The organism is Polaribacter sp. (assembly GCF_036480315.1).
In the GTDB taxonomy this organism is placed as follows: domain Bacteria; phylum Bacteroidota; class Bacteroidia; order Flavobacteriales; family Flavobacteriaceae; genus Polaribacter.
On the sequence record NZ_JAZGGG010000050.1, the window covers coordinates 89,025 to 111,842 of the forward strand.

A 22,818-nucleotide genomic window follows, 5' to 3' on the forward strand; every position below is an offset into this window, starting at 1 on the left:
TCTAAAAATTTATTTAGACATGTTCTTTACTCTTTTACAATCTCATAAACAATTTCTGATGTATAACCATCAACTTTATCTGTAACTACTATTACATCACCTTGTCCTCTTGAATTTAAAAAAGTATTGTTTACAAAATTTGCTAAAGGATTAAGTGCACCTCTTTTTCCTGCTGAAACACCTCTATTCTTTATTGTTGATGCAATATTTATTGGAAATGGAGATGCTATACATTTCATCACTAATTTCTCATAAGGTGGCCCATATTTCATTATTTTTTTATCAAAAAGCACTGTTTTTCCTTTTCCAATAAGCCTTTCTTGGTCATTCATTTCAAATCTCTCACTAGGAAAAATACTATTTATTTCTCCTTTAGAATTAACCTCAATTATAGTAAAATACAAGTCTTTTTCTGAATGATTTGTTACTTCAAAAACTAACTGATCTTTTCCTGGTCTTATCGATAAAACGTTATTTCTCATTAAATCTTCTGGCTTACCAATTTCATTTTCTTCGGTAACAACATTAAGACCTACAGGTAATGCACGAAAAGTAAATTCATATTTTTTATTATTAAAATTTAATTTTTTCATATAAGAACCATGAGCATAGGTAGATAAAGATTTTTTTAAACCTTCAATTTCTATGTTTTCTTCAATTACACTATATCCGTTAGTTGCGTATAAATTAAATTTGTTATCTTTTTCTGATATGACAACGTCTGACTTTATAGAATCTACAATTTTACCAAGTTTTGTTTTGTCTAAAAATTTTTTAAGTTCTTTCTTAGCTTTTTTGTTTTTTAAATCCTTATCAAAAGATACATTTAAAGAAATATCTCCATAACTTTTTTTATCTATAAAAATATTATAGTCATTTTTGTTTTCACTTTTTAAATCTTTATCAAATAAAATATTACTTTCATTAAATTTTGCCAATTTAACTTCTCCTCTACCTAAAATTTTTGAAGAATCCATTTCCCTTAAACCCACTGGCATTAAAAAAACAGTAGTTCCTTTAAATATTCCATGTAAGTTTCCTGCTTGAATTTTTACAGCATTTTTAGCTAATATGTTTTTTATTTTAAAATATGGTTCTTGTTTTACATATTCATTTTTAAATAACATCATGTCTTGATCTCCTTCTATTCCTGGATGCTGGTTAGGGGAAAAAGTATTCATTTTGGCCGAAATTACGTCAAATAATTGTCTATAGGTAAAATCGGTTCCTAGATCACTCATTGCTTCATAAAACGCATAACTTAGGGCTCCATAACCATCTGGATGCTCATAATTTAATTCATCTGCAGAAGCTCCTGAAATTAAAACATAAGATGCTGCATCTTTACTTACTTTAACCTCATCAAACATATCACTTCCTTTTGCTTTTCCATCTTTGCTTGGCTCCCAATCTTCTGGAGCAAATACAGTTTGAGTTCCTCTGGCTTTTCCTCCTCTTGCTGAAGAACCAGAATGACAACTATCTAGAAGTAATAATAATTGTCCGCTTTTACCTAATTTATTTCTTAAACCTGCTGTAAGATTTGCTAACTCATCATCCCTTAAATGGTTTTCTCCTTTGTAATTATGACTATAACTAGCCATTGCATCATAGGGCACCAATGCTTCATCTTTGTCATCTGCTTCATCTAGTTTGCCATCCGTTGCACTATCAAAAATTGGTTGTCCATGACCAGAATAATGTATAACTAATACATCACCATTTTTTAGCTTATTATCTTTTAAATCTTTAATTGCTTTTAATATTCCTTCTTTTGTAGCTTCGCTATCAATTAAGGTTACTATATTCTTTTCTTCAAATTCCTGATTTAATAAAGTTTCTTTTATCAAAGGAACATCTTTTGCAGAGCTAATTACACCCCAACCAGTCTTCGGTTGATAATCTCCAATTGCAATAATTAAAGCATGTTTTGTAGTTTTCTTTTCTTGTGCAAAAGAAAAACTGACAACAGTACACATTAACAATAAAATGTAAATCTGTTTCATAATGTTTATTTAAATTGTTTTTATTTAATTTCAAAAAGGCTAAAAGAGATTCCAAAATAATATCCAAAATCATAAACTGATTTTGTAAAATTATCGATATCTATAATTGTTGTAGTATCTCCAACTTCTAATCCTTTTGTTAATTTATTTACAGTTCCGTAGGCAACACCACCAGAAAGAGAAAGTCTACTTTTACTTCCTAAAAAAATGGTAGGTCCTAATAAAAAATTAATTCCTTTTGTTTCTCCAGAAATAGGAATAGACAATCCGAAAGAACCACCTAAATTAAAATTTTCTCCTATTACCGGATAAAAATTAATCATGGTACTTAAGTTTGGTGTAGAATGACTGTTAATATCTTCGCCAATAACACCATTATTATCTACATAAAAGTCTTTTGATTTTCCGCCAAAGTTATTCAACGTTAAAGCAACACTTGTATTAATTTTAAAACCACCTTTAGCAAATAGTTTTAAACTTCTAGTTTTAATAAGGCTAGATTCTGTATTGTTGGTATTTGTTCTTTCTGAAAACTTGCTTTGTAAAAACTTAAGTTCTATAGCTACTTTATCTGCCTCAATAATGTAATCATAGGTTTGTTCAAATTTAGAAGCTTCTAAACTGGTATACAAATCCATAATCTTGGTTAAGTTTTGAGAAGTTTTTAATTGATTGCTACTAATATTACTTGTAAGCTCTTTTAAGTTTTTATAGGCATTGTTTGTTTGAACCAACTCTCCTCTAGACATTGTTGTGTCACTATTCATTGTTTGGTCTATATCTAAAGAAATATTAGAAATTTCATTTTCTAAATCTTTAGAATCTTCTTTTAAAACATTATTTAAATTGAAAAGATATAGGTAGAAATTATCATTTGGGTCTGGCAATCTATTATCTACATATTTAGAAGAAATTTCTTTTAAGTTTTTTATTATCTTTTCTTTATCAAAATTAGGGTTCATTAAATTTGATAAAAAAGAGGTTTTAATGGCATCTATGTTTGTTGTTAGTTTATTTAATTCAGTAAATTTATTGTTTACTTTATCTCCTCTAGATTTTTCTTCTTTAGACGTAATCCCTCTAGATAAAACAGCATTATCTTTAACGTTTAAATTTAAGTTTTCATTAGAAAAAGAATTCATACTACCCAAAAGAGAACTAAAGTTAAAACCGTTCATTGTAGGATGAATTGTTTCTTCTTTAACATCTGTTTTTATACTAATTGCAAACGGATTTACATTAACTAACTTTAATTCTATTAAGCTATTTCTTTTAAATTTAGGAGAAGATAGTGTGTCTTCCACATTATTTAACTTGTCTAATTTATAATAGTTTATTTCTTCTGTTAGATAATTATATGTAATTCTATATTTTTCTTGAGAGATCATAGAGCTAACAAAAAATAACAGAAAACAGGTTATTATATTTTTCATTTTTGAGTTTTTGAAGGCATTAATGGTTTTAAAGACTGTAAAATAATAAAAATTCTTCTATAACCACTACCTAGATATAGGTATTTAAGAAGAAATTGTTTTAGTTCTTTTTGTATGTTTGCTATTATGACAAACAAATCTTATACCATAAATGAAATTAAACGCAAAATAGAAAACTATTGCGTTTATCAAGATCGTTGTCATAAAGAAGTAGAACAAAAAATACGCGATTATAATTTAATACCAGAAGCAAGAGAAATTATTCTTTTAAGTTTAATGAAAGATAACTTTTTAAATGAAGAACGCTTTTCTAAAAGTTATGCTCGGGGAAAATTTAGAATTAAAAGCTGGGGAAAACACCGTATTGTAAGAGAATTAAAGTTCAGAAATATTTCTGCTTATAATATTAAAACGGCTCTTAAAGAAATTGATGAAGATGAATACATAGCCACTATTTACAGAATTACAGAAAATAGAAATGCTGTAATTTCTGAACCAAATATTTATAAAAGAAAGAAAAAATTGATTGACTTTTTAATGCGTAAAGGTTTTGAAAACGACCTTATTTATAAAGCAGTAAATGAAGTTGTTTCTTAATTAAAATTAGATTATATAACAGTTAGCAAAAAGGTTTAGCCCAGATTGTAATGACATCCTTTTTGTTTTTCACAAAAAGATATAATGAAAAGCTGGAAATAGCTTCAAAAAAAATTAAACAGTTTCCTCTTTTTTATGCAAAAACCGAGTTAATTTCATAGAAAGATCTAATAAAACAATTTTTGCATTACCGTTTCTTTCAATATGATACATGGCAGTATTTAGCTCTTTTTCTATTTCTAGAATATTTCCTGAATGTACAAAAGGAGCAAATTTAGAAAGATTAAATTCTGTTTTTGTTTCCATAAAAACCAACTGGTCAGACTTGTAATTTAATAAAAGTGCTTGTCTAAAGAACTGTAAACAATATTCTAAAAATTGTTTTTGTGTTTCTCTTCCGGTTTTTGCAATGGTGTCAGACCATTCTATTAACTGCTGAATTACAGCTGCATTTCCTTTTGCCTTAAACGCAGTTCGTATCCAAGCAATAAACCATTCTTCAAAAACTAAATCATTGCCATCATTTTGTAGTAAATGAATTGCTTTGTTGTAATTTCCTTCTGCTTGATGTGCAATTTTTGCAGCTTCATTATCAGAAACTTGATGATTTACAATTAAAGTATTCGTAATATCTTGTTCGCTTAAAGCTGGAAAATGTAAAGCTTGACATCTTGATCTAATTGTGCTTATAATTTGTTCTTCGTTTTCTGTAACTAAAATTAATACAGTTTTATTAGGCGGCTCTTCAATTAGTTTTAAAAGTTTATTTGCTGCTGCATCGCTTTGAGATGTTAAATTTTCTGCACACCAAATAATCATCACTTTAAAACCACCTTCGTAACTTTTTAAATTAAGTTTTTTGAAAATTATATCAGATTCATTTTTACTTATATTTCCTTGTTTTTTTTCAACCCCAATATATTCCATCCAATTGTAAAGACTACTATATGGTTGTTCAGTAATAAAGCTTCTCCATTCATTTAAGTAGTTATCACTAACTGGTTTTGTTATACCTCCTGCATTAGAGTTTACCGGAAAAGCAAAATGCAAATCTGGGTGTTGTAGTTTGTTACATTTTATGTTGCAAGCATCTACATTATCAGAAAAATTACACAATAAATACTGTGCATAAGCAATTGCCATTGGCAAAGTACCGCTCCCTTCTTTACCTACAAATAACTGTGCGTGCGGAATTCTTCCGTTTTCAGCAGAAACTTTTAAGTAGTTTTTAATATGTTCTTGACCTATTATTTGGTTGAAAAGCATGCACAAATATAAGTGTTAATTTATCAGTATAATAATTGAAAAACCTAAAAAAGTAGTTAACGAAATCGATATTTTAACTTTTGTGTTTTCAATTTCTATAAACCTAAATAATTAGGTATTTTTGTTGAAAATTAATATAATAAAATGAAAACTTTAAAAGATTTTAATTTTGAAAATAAAAAAGCAATTATTCGTGTAGATTTTAATGTGCCTTTAAATGATAAATTTGAAGTAACAGATGCTACTAGAATTCAAGCTGCTAAATCTACAATTATAGATATTTTAGAACAAGGCGGAAGCTGTATATTAATGTCTCATTTAGGTAGACCAAAAGGTGTACAAGAAGAGTTTTCATTACGTCATATTGCAGCTACAGCAACTCAAATTTTAGGCGTTAATGTAAAATTTGTAGAAGATTGTATTGGTGATAAAGTAGACGAAGCAGTTGCTAATTTAGAATCTGGAGAAATTTTATTATTAGAAAATCTTCGTTTTTATGAAGAAGAGAAAAAAGGTGATGCTGCATTTGCAGAAAAGTTATCGAAATTAGGTGATATCTATGTAAATGATGCTTTTGGAACTGCACATAGAGCGCACGCTTCAACAACAATTATTGCACAATTTTTTGAAGAAAATAAATGTTTCGGAAACTTATTAGCAAGAGAAATTGAAAGTATAGATAAAGTATTAAACAATTCTGAAAAACCAGTTTTAGCTATTTTAGGTGGTGCAAAAGTATCTTCAAAAATCACGGTTATTGAAAATATTTTAGATAAAGTAGATCACTTAATTATTGGTGGTGGTATGAGTTTTACTTTTATTAAAGCACAAGGAGGATCTGTTGGGAATTCTATTTGTGAAGACGATAAAATGGAGTTAGCATTAGAAATTTTAAAACAAGCGAAAGTAAAAGGAGTAGAAGTTCACATTCCGGTAGATGTTATTGCTGCAGATGATTTCTCTAATGATGCAAACACACAAATTTTAGACATTAATAAAATTCCTGATGGATGGCAAGGTTTAGATGCTGGTCCAAAATCTAGAGAAATTTTTGATGTTGTAGTAAATAAGTGTAAAACGATTTTATGGAACGGGCCTTTGGGTGTTTTTGAAATGGAATCTTTTGCAGGAGGAACAATTGCTCTTGGTAATTCTATTGATTCATCAACAAAAAAAGGAGCTTTTTCTTTAGTTGGTGGCGGAGATTCTGTTGCAGCAGTTAAGCAATTTGGTTTTGCTAAAAAAGTAAGTTATGTTTCTACTGGTGGTGGCGCAATGTTAGAAATGTTAGAGGGAAAAACGTTGCCAGGAATAGATGCTATTTTGAAATAGTTTATTCGTGTAACTGTTTATTTTTTTAAAAGTTTAAGCGTGTAATTGTAAAAAATTACACGCTTAATTTTTTGTTTAAATTATTAGTTTCTAATTTAGCTTTCAGTTTTTATAAAATATAACAAATAAACAATTACACGTTTATACAGAAATATGAAATACACAAGATTACCAAATACAGATATAAAAGTTTCTAAAATTTGTTTAGGAACCATGACTTGGGGAAATCAAAATACTGAAACAGAAGGTCATAAACAAATGGATTATGCTTTAGAACAAGGAGTTAATTTCTTTGATACAGCAGAATTATACCCTGTTCCAGCAACTGCAGAAACCTACGCAGAAACGGAAAGAATTATTGGAAACTGGTTCAAAAAAACAGGAAACAGAGAAAATGTAGTTTTAGGAAGTAAAATTGCTGGCGGCGGAGATTATACCGCACATATTAGAAAAGGTGGTTTTACCAAACAAAACATTATAGAAGCGATAGAAGGTAGTTTAAAACGTTTAAAAACAGATTATTTAGATTTGTATCAATTGCATTGGCCAGATAGAGGTGTAAACTGTTTTGGTTTGCGAGATTATCCTTTTAAAAATTCTACAAAAGGAGCAGAAAATCATTTAGAAATTTTAGAAACATTAAATGGTTTTGTAAAATCGGGAACTATAAAATCGATTGGTTTATCTAACGAAACTCCATGGGGAGCTATGAAGTATTTGCAAACTGCTGAAGCTAATAATTTAGTTAGACCTGTTACAATTCAGAATTCATATTCTTTAATTCATAGAGCTTATGAATATGGTATGAGTGAAGTTTCTATGAGAGAAAATATTGGTTTATTAGTATACTCTCCTTTGGCACAAGGAGTTTTATCAGGAAAATATTTAAATGGAAATTTACCCGAAGGAGCAAGAGGAACTTTATTTCCAAGATTTATTGCACGTTATATGGGCAATGGTTCTTTAGAAGCTGTAAAAAGATATGAAGCAATTGCCAAGAAACACGGATTAACATTGTCAGAAATGTCTTTGGCTTTTATAAATCAATTACCATTTGTAACAAGTAATATTATTGGAGCCACTAAAACAAGTCAGTTAAAAGAGAATATCAATTCTATAAATATTGATTTGAGTGATGATATAATTAAAGAAATTAATGCAGTTCATGCGGAAATTCCTAACCCTGCACCATAAAAAGTTAAATTATAAAGTAATCTAAAAAGCGCTAATTTCTAAATTGATTTTAGCGTTTTTTTGTAAATAAGAAGTATGATTTAAGTATATTTTCTGTTGATTAAATTCAGCTTCAATTAACCAATAAGAACCTTTAAAATAAGCACTTAAAACAGTTGCTTTTATGCTGGTTTTTCTACAATTGCTATTTGATGCGGATAAAACAAAACTGTTTTATTGTTAGTTGTTATTTCATTTACATCATCAAACAAAGCAGCAACATATTTCTCTTTTGGGTTATTGTAAATTTCCTTTGGAGAACCGTTTGCATCTATTATATTATCACGAATTACAATTAATTTATCAGCAAAATGAAAGTGCATCATTCTTATCATGCGTTGCAACAATACAAGCAATATTCTTTTCTTTTAAATAGCTAAATAAATTTCTTCTTAAAGAGTTTTTTTTAAAGTTATCTATTTGTCCAAAAGGTTCATCTAATAAAAGCAATTCAGTTTCTTTTGCAAGTGCTCTAGCAATAGCAACTCGTTGTTTTTGCCCTCCACTTAAGTTTTTTACTTTTACGTACTCAAAAGTCTTCATTTCTATTACACCTAACAACTCTTGTGTTCTTTTTTCGCTTTCTTCAGGATAGAAACGAGAAAGGAATTTTTTAATATTTTCTGATACTGAAATATAAGGCATCAAATCAAAATCTTGCGCAACATATTTTAAAAAACCCATTCCTGGAACCAAATAATGGTTTGGTCCTAAAATCTGATTTTCTTTCCAGAAAATAGTACCTTTTTTTAAATCTAATAATCCGTAAATTGCTTTTAAAAGTGTTGATTTTCCGCAACCACTTTCTCCCATAACACATAAATGTTCACCTTCTTTTAAAGTAAAGTTGAAGTTATCTAGAACAGTTTTGTTTTTAGAATAACCAAAGGAGATTGTATTAACTATTAGCATGTTGTAAAAATAGCTTTTTATCAGTAAAAATTTTTATAAAAAAAAGGTAGTAACAGAAGTTACTACCTTTATATTTTACTGAAAATGATTATCAGAAAAGATACTTAGAATATTATTATCCTAAAGTAACTCTTTTAAATCCACTTACAGAAACATCACCATAAGTACTTACATACCCAGCAACGTTTTTCTTTTCATCTTTAATAAAAGCTTGATCTAAAAGACATTGCTCCATATCTAAAGTTGTATTGTCAGAAATGAATCTTTCCATTTTTCCTGGTAAAATTCTATCCCAGATTTTTTCTGGTTTTCCTTCAGCAGCTAATTCGGCTTTTGCAGCTTCTTCAGCTTTTACTAAAACACCTTCAGATAATTGAGACATAGAAATAAATTGAGGTACATTTTTCAATGTTTTCCCTAACCTTCCTAATTCAATATTATCTTTTTCGATAACCGCAATTCTAGCTTCAGTTTCTGCAGCTACAAATGCAGAATCAAAATCTTTATAAGATAATGTAGATGCACCCATAGAAGCAACTTGCATTGCAACATCTTTTGCTAAAGTTTCAGCATTATCTACAACAGCAGATAAACCAACAATAGCAGCAATTTTACCAATGTGAGTATAAGCACCAACATAAGCAGCTTCTATTTTATCAAAAGCTGTTATCTCTAACTTTTCTCCAATAACACCAGTTTGTTCAACTAGTTTTTCGGCAACTGTCATTCCTCCAAAATCTGCAGCTAAAAAAGATTCCTTATCTGCTGAATTTAAAGCGATGTCTGCAAATTGACCACCTAAAGCTACAAAAGATTCGTTTTTACCAACAAAATCAGTTTCACAAGCTAAAACGATAGCTACACCAGCAGTTTTAGAGTCATTAATTCTTGTTACTGCAACTCCTTCTGTAGATTCTCTATCAGCTCTTTTTGCAGCAATTTTTTGACCTTTTTTACGTAAAACATTTATTGCTTCGTCAAAGTTTCCTTCTGCTTCTACTAATGCCTTTTTACAGTCCATCATTCCAGCTCCAGTTGCTTCTCTTAATTTTTTAACGTCAGCAGCACTTACTTTTACCATGTCACTTATTTTTTATAATGAAACCGAAGTTTCTAAATTGTTCTTAAATTATTTTTTTTCTTCAGCAGGTGTTTCTGTAACTTCTGGAGCTGCTTCAACCTTTGCTTCTTCTTTTACTTCCTTAACTTTAGGAGTTGTTTTTTCTGCTTTTGGTGCAGCTGCAACCTCTTTAGTTTCTTTTACTTTTTCTTTGTCTGCTTTTCTTTCTGATAAACCTTCTGCAATTGCATCTGTTACAAAAGATAATACTTTGTCTATAGACTTAGAAGCATCATCATTTGCTGGTATTACATAATCTACTAATCTAGGATCAGAGTTTGTATCTACCATTGCAAAAATAGGAATGTTTAATTTCATAGCTTCTGCTACTGCAATGTGCTCTTTTTTGATGTCAACTATAAATAATGCACCAGGTAAACGAGTCATATCAGAAATAGACCCTAAATTCTTTTCTAATTTTTCTCTCTGACGATTGATTTGTAATTTCTCTCTTTTAGACAATGCATCAAAAGAACCATCTAACTTCATTCTATCAATTAAAGCCATTTTCTTAACCGCTTTTCTAATAGTTACAAAGTTAGTTAACATACCACCTGGCCATCTTTCTGTGATGTAAGGCATGTTCACTGCTTTTGCTTTTTCAGCAACAATATCTTTTGCTTGTTTTTTTGTAGCTACAAATAAAATCTTACGTCCAGAGTTAGCAATTTTATTTAAAGCTTCTGAAGTTTCTTCTATTTTAGCTGCCGTTTTATACAAATCAATGATGTGTACACCATTTCTTTCTGTATAAATATATGGAGCCATGTTAGGATTCCATTTTCTAGTAAGGTGTCCGAAATGTACACCATTATCTAATAATTCTTGAATATTTACTTTTGCCATTTTATAAATGTGTTTACTTTCTGTTTTGAAATCAATATATAAGTAGTCTTTCGAGTCTTATATATTTAGATGCTAAACTGTTTAATATTAATTTGTAATAATAACAGTTCTCGATATAATATAGTGCAGAAAAAATTCTGCGCAGATATTAACGTTTCGAGAATTGGAATTTTTTACGTGCTTTCTTCTGACCAAATTTCTTACGTTCAACCATTCTTGGGTCACGCGTTAATAATCCTTCTGGTTTCAAAATAATTCTATGATCAGCATCAATATGAACTAATGCTCTAGTGATTGCTAAACGAATTGCTTCTGCTTGACCAGTTACACCACCACCGTAAACATTTACCTTAATATCGTAAGATTCTAAGTTCTCTGTTAACATTAATGGTTGTTGCACTTTATATTGTAAAGTTGCTGTAGTGAAATAATTTTTGTAATCTTTTTTGTTTACAGTAATATTTCCTTTTCCTTCTGAAAGATAAATACGAGCAACAGCTGTTTTTCTTCTACCTATTTTATGTACTATATCCATTATAAAAGATCGTTAAGGTTAATAGCTTTAGGTTCTTGACCTGCTTGTTTGTGCTCAGTTCCTGCATATACATACAAGTTTCTGAAAAGAGCCGCTCCTAAAATATTTTTAGGTAACATTCCTTTTACTGCTTTTTCGATTAATCTCGTAGGATCTTTCTCAAACATTTCTGTTGCAGTTAATGATCTCTGTCCTCCTGGATATCCTGTGTGACGGATGTAAGACTTCTCAGTCCATTTTTTACCAGTTAAAACAATTTTTTCTGCGTTGATAATAACCACGTTGTCTCCACAATCTACGTGAGGAGTAAAATTTGGTTTATACTTACCTCTAATTAGCTTTGCTACTTTAGAAGATAGACGACCCAACGTTTGCCCGTCCGCATCAACTAAAACCCACTCCTTGTTTACGGTAGCGCTGTTTGCTGATACTGTTTTGTAACTTAATGTGTTCATAATTACACTATTAGTTTTTGTATATTAATAAATTCATTTTCCTTAAAAAAGGAGTGCAAATGTAATGCTATTTATTTAATTGACAAATAGTGTTTTAGAATATTTTTTTTCTTTTTTACTTCAATAAAAATTAACAGAATCTTAAGAAAACCTTAAGAAAATAGAAAGGTACTTTTGTATAATCATCTTAAGGCTATAAATAAGTCTTTTTTAGATAATAAAATCAACCCAAAAAGCTATGAAACTTTCTACTTCAATAATAATTATTAGTCTCTTTTTTGTATTGAAAATAAGTGGACAAGATGTATCGTTAAATAAAATTACAAAGCGAATTTACATCACCAAAAAGCTGGTTAAAACACCTATTATTGATGGCGAAATTAATGAAGATGCTTGGGATGTGGTAGAATGGTCATCAGATTTTGTAGAAAAACAACCCAATGAAGGTTCTGCGCCAACACATCAAACAAAGTTTAAAGTAATGTATGATGCAAAATATTTATACATTGCTATTAGAGCTTTAGATGACAATCCAGAATTAATTCAACAAAGATTAACTAGAAGAGATGGTTTTGCAGGAGATAGAGTAAATGTAATAATAGACAGTTATCATGATAAAAGAACCGCTTTTGTATTTACAACAACTGCTGCTGGTGTTAAAGGTGAAGAAATTGTAACTAAAAACGGAAACAATTGGGACGCAAGTTGGAACCCTATTTGGTATACAGATGCAAATTTAGATGATAAAGGTTGGACCGCAGAAATGAAAATTCCTTTTAGTCAATTACGTTTCGGTAATGCAAAAGAACAAATTTGGGGGTTTAACATAAATCGAACCATTTTTAGACTTCAAGAAAGGTCTCTTTGGCAAAGAATACCAAATGACCAAGCAGGCTTTATTAGTGAAGCTGGTGAATTACATGGTTTAATAGATTTAAAATCTCAAAAACAATTAGAAATTCAGCCCTTTACTGTTTTACAATACGATTCTTATCCGAAGGAAGGAAATAATCCTTTTAGAGACGGAAGTGATTTTAAATTGAATGCTGGTTTAGATGCAAAAATTGGAATTACCAATGATTTGACTTTAGATTTAACAATAAATCCAGATTTCGGACAAGTAGAAGCTGATCCTGGCGCAATTGCTTTAGATGGATTTCAGATATTTTTTAGAGAGCAAAGACCCTTTTTTGTAGAAAATAAAAATATTTTCGATTTTAAATTCGCAAACGGAAGAGATAATCTTTTTTATAGTAGAAGAATTGGTAGAAGCCCTCATAGAAGTGCTACTACCGCAACTAGAGAATATGCTAATAACCCAATAAATACAACAATTTTAGGAGCTGCAAAATTTTCTGGAAAAACACAGAATGGTTGGTCTATTGGTGTTTTAGAAAGTCTTACGGCAAATGAATTTGCTGAAATTAGAGAAACAAGTGGTGCTACAAGAAAAGAAATTGTAGAACCTTTAACAAACTACTTTGTTGCCAGAGCTCAAAAAGATTTTAATGAACGTAACTCTTTTATAGGAGGGGTTTTTACAGCAACAAACAGAAATTTAGATGGTAATTTTTCTAAATTACACAAAGCCGCTTATACAGGAGGTTTAGATTTTAGACACACTTGGCGTAAAAGAGAATTTTATGTTGAAGGAAACGGAATTATGAGCCATGTTACAGGAAGCAAAGAAGCTATAGAAAACACACAACTATCAATTGCAAGATTGTTTCAAAGAACTGATGCGGATTATGTAGATTTAGATGTAAATAGAACTTCTTTAACAGGTACTGGAGGTAGAATTGAAGTAGGAAAACAAGGTGGCGGAAATTGGCGTTACAATGGCGGTTTTGTATGGCGTTCTCCAGAATTAGAACTAAATGATGTTGGTTTTTTAAGACAAACAGATGAGATAATTCAGTTTGCAGGAGCTAAATATCTTTGGCAAGTTCCTAAAGGAATCTATAGAAATATAAGTATTGGTTTAGAGCAATCTAATAATTATGATTTTGGCGGAAATTTAAACAAATTAAGATACAAAATAGAAGGAAATGTAAGTTGGAAAAATAACTGGTCTTCAGAAATAGGACATGGTGCAAGTAGTCAAATTTATAGAAATGCCTTTTTAAGAGGTGGGCCACGTTGGCGTGCTGCAGATGATCGCTTTTATTATGGATCTATTGCTTCGGATAGAAGTAAAAAAATTAGTTTTAGATTGGGTTATGTAGATATAAAAAGCGATGAAGGAGTTTTTAAAAGAAATAGATATAGTTTTAGAATAGATTATCAGCCATTCGATTCTTTTAGTATGTCTCTTAACAATCAATTTGCTAGAACTGAAGATAAAACACAATATGTTACCGCAAGAGATTTTGGAAACTTAAAAAGATACATTTTAGGAAATATAGAAAATGATACTTGGACAACTACTTTAAGATTGAATTACAGTTTGAATCCTAATTTTTCTGTACAATTTTACGGACAACCATTTATTTCTAGAGGAAGGTATTCTAATTTTAATTTTGTAAATAATTCTACAGCTTCAAGTATAAATGATAGAGTTAACTTTTACAATCAAAATCAAATCTCATATACAGATCAACCAATTGCTATTGATTTAGATAATGATGGGATATTAGAATACAATTACCCAAATGGAGGCTATCTAGTTGATGATAATGCAAACGGAAATTCTGATTATGCTTTTGGGCAACCAGATTTTTCTTATGTACAATTTCAAACAAATTTGGTGGTAAGATGGGAATATACTCCGGGTTCAGAATTATTTTTTGTTTGGGCTAGAGGTTCTTCTGGTTCTCAAGACTTTAATGATTCTTTAAGTGAAAGCGTAAGAACACAAGCTTTTGATACTCCTGCAAATAACACGTTTTTAGTAAAAGCTACTTATAGGTTTGTGAGGTAGTTTTCTAGAAGAGGTTTTATTTTAATAATAATATTTAATTAGGTAGCAGTATAAAGTGGAATAATTTTTGATAAATAAGAGAAAACCTAAAAATTTTCTATGAAAAAATTATTACTTGCTTTAATTTTACTTTTAGTATTAAAAACGAATTCTCAAGAAAAACTAGGACGTGCATTTTTTACTGGAGATGTAAATTTTACTTTAGGAATTAATGAAGATTATCAAATAGGAAATGATGATGATGATAATGGTACTTTAATTGTTCCTTCTGCTTTATTCTTTAGAATTGGGTTTGGTTATGAATTTAAAAAAAGAGTAGCAATTGCATTTAATTCTGGTTACGATATTCATTGGAATTATGCTGTAAATGCTTTTCCAACCTTTGGAAGTTTAAGATATAATATAACCAATAAACACGATAGTAATCATTTTGTTGAAGTTAGATATGGTAAAATGTGGACTCCATCTTCTAATTACCCAAATGGCAATTATTATGGTATTGGTCTAGGGATTAAAGTTGCTGGTGAAAAAAGATGGAATACTGTTTTTAGAATCGATTTTCATAGAAAAGGAATTGCTGGTTTTGAAAATAACAGGTTAGATAGTGTTTCTTTCGGTTTGGGTTTTTCTTTTTTTTAGAGGAGATTCGTTATCGTTATTCTGTAGGGCTTGTTGCGTTTTTAAGTACTAAATTTAGCAAATAAATCACAGATAGAAATTCTGTGAGAGGACTTTCATAAATTGGCGAGAAGCCAGCAATTAATTTTATACCGTGTTGGCTTTAAAGATATGAATTTAAATACTGATCTCTAAAATTATAAATATTTATTTCATTCTCATTCTGTAATTATAGCCAATGGAAAGATATAAAATCATTTCAATATTTTATATCAGTGGATAACGTAGTTAGCGTTTTTGAATTTAGAAGCAACTCAATTAATTTTGTAAAATTTTCTGTTTTATTCCTCAACATAACTGGCCGAAGGAGAAAACATCAATTCAGTAGGGTTATCTATATCATATAAATATTGATAAGACCTAGTTTCTTTTTTACAAAAAGGCTCTAAAAGAGCTATCATATTGGTAAAACCTTCTAAAGTTAAAATACAGAAAAAAGTTTGATTATCTTTTGTAATTATTCCTTCATCTGATGTAAATAACCCGAAAATTAAATTACAATTACGCGGTGTTATAAAATCTACATGCGCTAAATCTAACTTTTGTTTTTTATTAATAATAGCTTCTTTTAATAAGTCTCTAAATAGTATTGCTTCCTCTTTATTAAAGTTGTAAAGACGCACAATATTTTCGTCAAGACCATTATAATTTTCTAAATAATCTAATTCCATTTTTACTTTTTTGGAAGTATTTTTAACCCATCATTTTTAAATAATTCATAAGCAGACTGATAATAAGAAATGGCTTCTTTTAAGAAAACAGTATCAGATTTCGTTTCAGTAAGTTTATTATCTTTTTTATTCCAAGAATAGGTAGCGTGTGTTTTTTGTGTTTCTAAAATTAAAAGTTTATTTGGTTTTAGAAGACCTACTTTTCTATGATTTCCAATAAAAGCACGCTCATCTTTTGGGGTCATTTTAGAAATATCTTTTCCAAAAAATCGAGTAGTATAACTCCAATTTAAATACCCAAAAAGTGTTGGGAAAACATCTATTTGAGAAGATAATTTAGCAACCTCTTTTGGTGCTTTATTTTTTAAATTGAAAATATACGCAGGAATGTGATGGCTTTGAACATTAATTTCGGTTCTACCAGCACTATATGCGCAATGATCTGACATTACTACAAAAACAGTATTTTTAAACCAAGGTTTTTTTCTTGCTTTTTTAAAAAAAAGTTCAAAAGCTTTATCAGCATATTTTACAGCGTTTTCTCTAGTCTTTTCATTAGAGTCTATAACGCCTTCCGGAAATGTATATGGATTATGATTTGAGCTTGTCATTACAAAATTAAAAAAAGGTTGTTTACTTTTGTATTGGTCATCTGCAGTCTTTAATAGTTGATTATACAAATCACCATCACAAATAGACCAAGCGTTTTCGAAAGTAACTTCATTGTCTTTAATTCGAGTTCTTTTTGTAGGTAAATTTTCTTTTAATCGGTGAGCTTTTTTTCTATCAACAATATCAAATCCATTATAACTAAAATAATTATTCATGTTATCAAAATGACCATCACCACCATACATAAAAGTTCTTGTGTATCCTTTTTGCTTAAAAACCTCACTAATTGTAAATAAATTACTATTATTTTCTCGTTTTACAATACTTCTTCCTGGGGTTGGCGGTATTGCTAAACTTATTGCTTCAATCCCTCTAATAGTCCTAGTTCCTGTAGCATATAAATTTGTAAAAAAAACAGATTCTCTAGCCAAAGAATCTATAGCCGAAGTCCAATTTTCTTTTTCTCCAAATCGTTTCATAAAACTAGCGTTTAAACTTTCTAAGCCAATAAAAATTACATTTGGTTTTTGTTCTTCTCCGTTGTTTTTTATAAATCTTTTTATATCTTTTTTATACATTATTAAACTATCATTTTCGGCAGTAACATTAGCTCTTAAAATAGCATAACTTTCTTCTGATGAAATAGTAGGGTAAAATTCTTTAAAGTTTAACTCGTTACTTTTATAGGCTGCAAAAAATGAATACAAACCAGATTTAGCCAATTCATTTTCATTGACATTTGTAAAGTTTTCTGCTTGAATATTCTTTATATTAAAATGAAATAAAGCTAAAATTAAAAGTATAATTGTTGATGGAATTAATTTCAATTTATATGAATCTGAATTTTCAAAAGTATGCTTATAAGCATTTCTTTTTTTAGCAAAACGAATTGATAAAAACAGAATAATAACAATAACACCAATTAAAAAAGGGAGTGGAAAAGTCTGATGAATGTTTTCTATAACTTCGTAAGTATATAATAAGTAATCAACAGCAATAAAGTTATATCTACGTTGGTATTCTTGCCAAAAAGGTATTTCAGATAAAAAAGAAAATATGATTATGAATAGAAATAATCCGTAACTAAATTTAGTAATAATTTTATCTAATTTACTTCCATGAAATTTTGTAGGAACAAAGAATAAATAAACAACATAAAGTGCTAAAAAATAGCATAGCGAACCAATATCATAAAACAAACCAATACTAAAAATCTTAATTAAATTTATAATTGAAAAGTCCATAAATTCTATTGAAAAAAAACACAAACACAATCTAACAACAAATGCAAAAACTAAAAAAGTGAGTGCAAATGCTTTTAATAAACTATATCTTTTAGGCAATTTTAAATTTATCATTTCATTTTTTAATGTGCTTCTAACCAATTTTTTCCTAAATCCATTTCAACATCTAGAGGAACACTCATTTTAAAAGCATTCTCCATTTCATATTTAATTATTGGTCTAATAGTATCTAATTCGTCTTTATGAGCATCAAAAACCAATTCATCATGTACTTGTAATAACATTTTCGATTTAAATTTTTCTTTTTCAAACCGATTATAAATATTAATCATTGCCAGTTTTATAATATCTGCTGCCGAACCTTGTATTGGTGCATTTACAGCATTTCTTTCTGCACCAGACCTAACCATTGCGTTTCTAGAATTGATGTCTTTTAAATACCTGCGTCTGTTTAAAACAGTTTCTACATAACCATGTTCTCTAGCAAAATCTACTTGTGCAGACATGTAGGCTTTTAATTTTGGATATGTTTCGTAATACGTATCAATTAATTCTTTGGCTTCACTTCTAGATAAATCAGTTTGATTGCTTAAACCGAAAGCAGAAACGCCATAAATAATACCGAAGTTTACCGTTTTTGCATTGCTACGTTGTTCGCGTGTAACTTCTTTCAGCGGAATATTAAATACTTTTGCTGCGGTTGAAGCATGAATGTCTTCACCGTTTTTAAATGCATTTATCATGGTTTTTTCATCACTTAAAGCGGCAATAATTCGCAATTCAATTTGAGAATAATCTGCTGCCAACAAAACATAGTTTTCATCTCTTGGGATAAATGATTTTCTAACCTCTTTACCACGTTCTGTTCTAATAGGAATGTTTTGTAAATTAGGATTATTAGAACTCAACCTTCCTGTAGCAGCAACGGCTTGTGCATATGCTGTATGAATTCTTCCCGTTTTAGGATTCACTTCATTTGGTAGTGCATCTACATAAGTGCTCAATAATTTTTTGTATTGTCTATATTCTTGAATATCTCTAATAATTTGATGGTCTTTTGCAAGGAAAGATAAAATGTCTTCTCCTGTTTTATATTGGCCAGTTTTTGTCTTTTTAGGTTTTTTAACCAATTCCATTTTTTCGAACAAAACAATACCTAATTGTTTAGGTGAAGCAATATTAAATTCTTCCTCAGCTTGTTCATAAATACTTTTTTCTAGTTTGTTAATGTCATCCGTTAAGGTAACAGATAATTCTTTCAAGAAATCTGTGTTTACGTTAATCCCTTCAATTTCCATAGCTGTTAAAACCGAAACCAAAGGTAATTCTACTTCGTTAAATAATTTTGTTAGGTTTCCTTCAGATAATTCTTTGGTAAAATGTTCTTTTAATTGCAAGGTAATGTCTGCATCTTCCACAGCGTATTCTGTTTGTTTCTCTAAATCAACAGTGCGCATAGAAAGTTGATTTTTACCCTTTTTACCAATCAATTCTGTAATAGAAACTGGCTGATAGTTTAAATATGTTTCCGCTAACATATCCATATTATGTCGCATATCTGGGTTAATTAAATAATGCGCAATCATCGTATCGAACAATTTCCCTTTTACAGGCATTTTGTAATTCGATAAAACTTTGATGTCATACTTTAAGTTATGTCCAATTTTTTCGATTCCTTCGGAAGTGAAAAACGTGCGAAACTCCTCTAAAATAGTTTTAGTCTCTTCTTGATCTTCTGGAAATGAAACATAATATCCTTTTCCAACTTCAAAAGAAAAAGCAATTCCAATTAATTCAACTTCCAAGGCTTTTAAACCTGTAGTTTCTGTGTCAAAACAAACAGAAGTTTGTTGCATTAACTTTTTTAATAATAGTTTTCTTGATAAAGACGAATCTATATGTTGATAAAAATGATTTGTATTAGCTATTGTTTTAAATCCTGATGCAATAACTGCTTCAGAAGTAGTTCCGGTTCCTGGTGTAGCAAATAAATCAAACTGCCCTTCTGGATTTGGAGTTGCTTTTTTGGGAGTAACTTTTGTTTTCTCTTCAGTTGTCTTTTCTACAGCATTTGCTTTTGGAGCATTTTCAACTGCAAAAGTTCTAGTAAAATTAGTTAATAAGTTTCTAAATTCTAACTCATTAAAAAGCTCCGTTACTTTTGGTATATCTGGTTGATCTAATTCAAAATCTTTCGCATTAAATGTTACAGGAACATCTAGCATAATAGTAGCCAGTTTTTTAGAAAGCAAGCCTAATTCTTTTGCGCCTTCCACTTTTTCTTTCATTTTCCCTTTTAAATCTGCTGTATTTGCTAACAGATTTTCCATTGAACCATATTGTGCTAAAAATTTCTTTGCAGTTTTTTCTCCTACTCCTGGTAAACCAGGAATATTATCAGCGGAATCGCCCATCATTCCTAAAAAATCAATGACTTGTTCTGGTCTTTCAACTCCAAACTTTTCTTGTATTTCTGGAACTCCCCAAATATCATAACCACCGCCAAAACGAGGTTTATACATAAAAATATTTTCAGAAACTAATTGAGCAAAATCCTTGTCTGGCGTTACCATAAAGGTTTTGTAACCTTCCTTTTCTGCTTGTTTAGAAAGTGTTCCAATAACATCATCTGCTTCAAAACCAGCTTTTACCATAATTGGTATGTGCATGGCTTTTAAAATTTCTTGTATATAAGGAACCGCAATTTTTATGGCTTCAGGAGTTTCATCTCTGTTTGCTTTGTAAGCTTCAAACATTTCTACTCTGTCTACACTTCCGCCTTTGTCAAAACAGACAGCTAAATGATCGGGTCTTTCTCGTTTTATTACATCTAAAAGTGAGTTCATAAAACCCATTATTGCAGATGTATCTAGCCCTTTCGAATTAATTCTTGGATTTTTAATAAACGCATAATATCCGCGAAAAATTAATGCAAAAGCATCCACTAAAAAAACTCTTTTTTGATCTGACATTGTAAAATTTATTGAAGTCATAAAACTACAAAAACTTATGCGTTTAATTCTAATTATTTGAAATGCAATTTGTAATTTTCGCCTCTAAAATTAAAATGATGAATAATTTTTCAATAGCCATTCATGGCGGAGCAGGAACTTTAGTAAAAGGAATGATGACTTCTGAATTAGAAGCTAAATATAAATTGGCTTTAAAACTAGCTTTAGATGCAGGTTATGCTATTCTAGAAAACGGAGGAACAGCAGTTAATGCGGTAGAAAAAGCAGTAATTGTTTTAGAAGATTCTCATTTGTTTAATGCAGGTAAAGGTGCTGTTTTTACTGCTGACGAAACACATGAAATGGATGCGTCTATTATGGACGGAAAAACATTAAATGCAGGAGCTGTTTCATTAATTACTGGAATTAAAAACCCTGTTTCGTTGTCTAAAGATGTAATGGAAAAAAGCGAGCATGTTTTTTTAGCAGGAGAAGGCGCAATGCAATTCGCAAAAATAAATAATTATACTATTGAAGATGAAACTTATTTTTATGACAAACTTCGTCATAACCAATGGTTAGAAATAAAAGATACTGATAGTTTTCAATTAGATCACGCAAAGAAAAAAGATTCAAAATTCGGAACTGTTGGTGCGGTTGCTTGTGACAAAGATGGAAACATTGCAGCAGCAACTTCAACCGGAGGAATGACAAACAAAAAATTTGGTAGAGTAGGAGATTCTCCTATGATTGGCGCAGGAAATTATGCAAACAATAAAACGTGCGCAATTTCTTGTACAGGAAGTGGTGAGTTTTTTATCCGCGGAGTCGTAGCGTATGATGTTGCGTGTTTAATGGAACATAAAGAAATGTCTTTAGACGCAGCTTCTAATGAAGTAATTAATAAAAGAATTTTAGAAATTGGTGGCGACGGCGGTTTAATTGCTGTTGATGTAAGAGGAAATATTGCAATGCCTTTTAATACTGAAGGGATGTATAGAGCTTGTAAATCTTCAAACGGTGAAGAGGAGGTTTCTATTTATTTATAAATAAAAATGTTAGGCACAAATTGACACTATTTTTTAGTGATAATTTGTGCCTAATTAAGTTTAAATAAAAGGAGCGTCAATAGCTAAAACGCTAACTTTTCTATTTTTAATTGAGTACATATCGCTATTAGAAAGTACATGAACTGTAAGGTTTGCCATAGTCATTGGTGTACCTTCATCTAGTATTTTTTCGTTATTGTGCGTTAATTTGCTTCCGTCAAAAACGATTACCATCCCAGAACCAATTACTGTACAATCGCTCCCGTTTTTAATAATCATTCCAGTATCTTCAGCTAAGCCAATTCCTATTAAATTAGGGTGTTTTGCTACCGCTTCAGATTGTCTTCCAAAACGACCACGTCTTATAAAATGTGTATCAATAATTAATTCAGGAATTAAATTTAATCCATGATACATAGTAACTGCACCTTTTATAAAAGCTTCAGAGGCACTTCCTCCAGCAATCATTTCATTTGCCATTACCATTGCACCAGCACTTGTTCCTGCAATTACAAAGCTTTCTTCGTTTTTATATCTATCCGCTAAAATTTTATGAATTGTTGTTCCGCCAATTTTATCAGTAATTTTAGATTGATCTCCACCAGAAAACATAATGCAATCTGCTGCTTTTATTAAATCAATAGATGCTTGTTTTTCAGAATCTTCTTTACTTCTAATGTCTAAAACTGTTACATTTTTACAACCCAAAGTTGTAAACGCTTCCATATAGTTTTCTCCAACTTCAACAGGAATACTAGATGCAGTAGGAATTACCACAATATTAGCATCAATACCACCAGCTTCTCTTACAACATGAAATAAAATACCTTCGCTAATAAACTCTTGAGTATATTGTTCGCTTTCTTCAATTCCTTTATCCTCGTTTCCTCCAATAGGAATTAATGTTCCTTTAACTAATTGCATTTTTTTTTTGATTAAAAATATAGGTTGCAAAATT

17 protein-coding genes and 1 pseudogene are annotated in these 22,818 nt (G+C 30.0%); 6 read left to right on the plus strand and 12 right to left on the minus strand.

All coding sequences use genetic code 11. The features are described 5' to 3' along the window. Positions 1-26 precede the first annotated feature (26 nt). Positions 27-2,006: a caspase family protein gene (locus V3V28_RS10205; RefSeq protein ID WP_331364914.1), complete on the minus strand. Its 1,980-nt coding sequence runs from the start codon at positions 2,004-2,006 to the stop codon at positions 27-29. Positions 2,007-2,026: 20 nt separating this feature from the next. Then, positions 2,027-3,439: a hypothetical protein gene (locus tag V3V28_RS10210; protein WP_331364915.1), complete on the minus strand. Its 1,413-nt coding sequence runs from the start codon at positions 3,437-3,439 to the stop codon at positions 2,027-2,029. Positions 3,440-3,565: 126 nt separating this feature from the next. Between V3V28_RS10210 and V3V28_RS10215 the strand changes: the two genes are divergently transcribed. Next, positions 3,566-4,036 (plus strand): regulatory protein RecX, encoded by a 471-nt coding sequence (locus V3V28_RS10215; protein WP_331364916.1) that lies wholly within the window; start codon positions 3,566-3,568, stop codon positions 4,034-4,036. A gap of 114 nt (positions 4,037-4,150) precedes the next feature. Here V3V28_RS10215 and V3V28_RS10220 read toward each other — a convergent pair whose 3' ends face one another. Next, entirely contained in the window at positions 4,151-5,302 is a 1,152-nt protein-coding gene (locus V3V28_RS10220; RefSeq protein ID WP_331364917.1) for a DNA polymerase III subunit, read from the minus strand. A gap of 144 nt (positions 5,303-5,446) precedes the next feature. On the opposite strand from V3V28_RS10220, the gene V3V28_RS10225 reads away from it, so the two are divergent. Then, positions 5,447-6,634: a phosphoglycerate kinase gene (locus V3V28_RS10225; RefSeq protein ID WP_331364918.1), complete on the plus strand. Its 1,188-nt coding sequence runs from the start codon at positions 5,447-5,449 to the stop codon at positions 6,632-6,634. A gap of 153 nt (positions 6,635-6,787) precedes the next feature. Then, complete coding sequence (locus tag V3V28_RS10230) at positions 6,788-7,828, plus strand: aldo/keto reductase (protein ID WP_331364919.1); 1,041 nt, start codon at positions 6,788-6,790, stop codon at positions 7,826-7,828. 21 nt (positions 7,829-7,849) lie between these two features. Here the strand turns inward: V3V28_RS10230 and V3V28_RS10235 are convergent. The 5 genes and pseudogenes from V3V28_RS10235 to rplM all read right to left on the minus strand — a co-directional run bounded on the left by V3V28_RS10235 (position 7,850) and on the right by rplM (position 11,735). Then, positions 7,850-8,779 (minus strand): annotated as a pseudogene (locus tag V3V28_RS10235) (ABC transporter ATP-binding protein). 115 nt (positions 8,780-8,894) lie between these two features. Further along, a complete protein-coding gene (tsf, locus tag V3V28_RS10240; protein ID WP_331364920.1) occupies positions 8,895-9,860 on the minus strand; it encodes a translation elongation factor Ts in 966 nt (321 codons plus the stop codon). Between the two features lie 48 nt (positions 9,861-9,908). Beyond that, positions 9,909-10,745, minus strand: a complete 837-nt coding sequence (gene rpsB, locus V3V28_RS10245) for a 30S ribosomal protein S2 (protein WP_331364921.1) — start codon at positions 10,743-10,745, stop codon at positions 9,909-9,911. Positions 10,746-10,893: 148 nt separating this feature from the next. Further along, positions 10,894-11,280 (minus strand): 30S ribosomal protein S9, encoded by a 387-nt coding sequence (gene rpsI / locus V3V28_RS10250; RefSeq protein WP_331364922.1) that lies wholly within the window; start codon positions 11,278-11,280, stop codon positions 10,894-10,896. Further along, positions 11,280-11,735, minus strand: coding sequence for a 50S ribosomal protein L13 (gene rplM / locus V3V28_RS10255; RefSeq protein ID WP_331364923.1), 456 nt, complete (start codon positions 11,733-11,735; stop codon positions 11,280-11,282). Before rplM ends, rpsI begins: the two co-directional genes overlap by 1 nt. 238 nt (positions 11,736-11,973) lie before the next feature. Here rplM and V3V28_RS10260 point away from each other — a divergent pair, with 238 nt between their 5' ends. Both V3V28_RS10260 and V3V28_RS10265 read left to right on the plus strand, forming a co-directional pair. Further along, on the plus strand, positions 11,974-14,655 hold the full coding sequence (locus tag V3V28_RS10260) for a DUF5916 domain-containing protein (protein ID WP_331364924.1): 2,682 nt from the start codon (positions 11,974-11,976) through the stop codon (positions 14,653-14,655). Between the two features lie 99 nt (positions 14,656-14,754). Continuing rightward, the gene (locus V3V28_RS10265) at positions 14,755-15,294 is read left to right on the plus strand and encodes a hypothetical protein (protein ID WP_331364925.1); all 540 of its coding nucleotides are present in this window, start codon (positions 14,755-14,757) and stop codon (positions 15,292-15,294) included. A gap of 320 nt (positions 15,295-15,614) precedes the next feature. On the opposite strand, the gene V3V28_RS10270 is transcribed toward V3V28_RS10265, so the two are convergent. The 3 genes from V3V28_RS10270 to polA form a co-directional block, all read right to left on the minus strand. After that, complete coding sequence (locus V3V28_RS10270; protein ID WP_331364926.1) at positions 15,615-16,004, minus strand: hypothetical protein; 390 nt, start codon at positions 16,002-16,004, stop codon at positions 15,615-15,617. 2 nt (positions 16,005-16,006) lie between these two features. Next, complete coding sequence (locus tag V3V28_RS10275) at positions 16,007-17,860, minus strand: LTA synthase family protein (RefSeq protein WP_331364927.1); 1,854 nt, start codon at positions 17,858-17,860, stop codon at positions 16,007-16,009. Positions 17,861-17,982: 122 nt separating this feature from the next. Continuing rightward, on the minus strand, positions 17,983-20,832 hold the full coding sequence (gene polA, locus V3V28_RS10280) for a DNA polymerase I (protein WP_331364928.1): 2,850 nt from the start codon (positions 20,830-20,832) through the stop codon (positions 17,983-17,985). A gap of 98 nt (positions 20,833-20,930) precedes the next feature. Here polA and V3V28_RS10285 point away from each other — a divergent pair, with 98 nt between their 5' ends. After that, complete coding sequence (locus V3V28_RS10285) at positions 20,931-21,860, plus strand: isoaspartyl peptidase/L-asparaginase family protein (RefSeq protein ID WP_331364957.1); 930 nt, start codon at positions 20,931-20,933, stop codon at positions 21,858-21,860. Positions 21,861-21,920: 60 nt separating this feature from the next. Here V3V28_RS10285 and V3V28_RS10290 read toward each other — a convergent pair whose 3' ends face one another. Next, the gene (locus V3V28_RS10290; RefSeq protein WP_331364929.1) at positions 21,921-22,784 is read right to left on the minus strand and encodes a cyanophycinase; all 864 of its coding nucleotides are present in this window, start codon (positions 22,782-22,784) and stop codon (positions 21,921-21,923) included. Positions 22,785-22,818 lie beyond the last annotated feature (34 nt).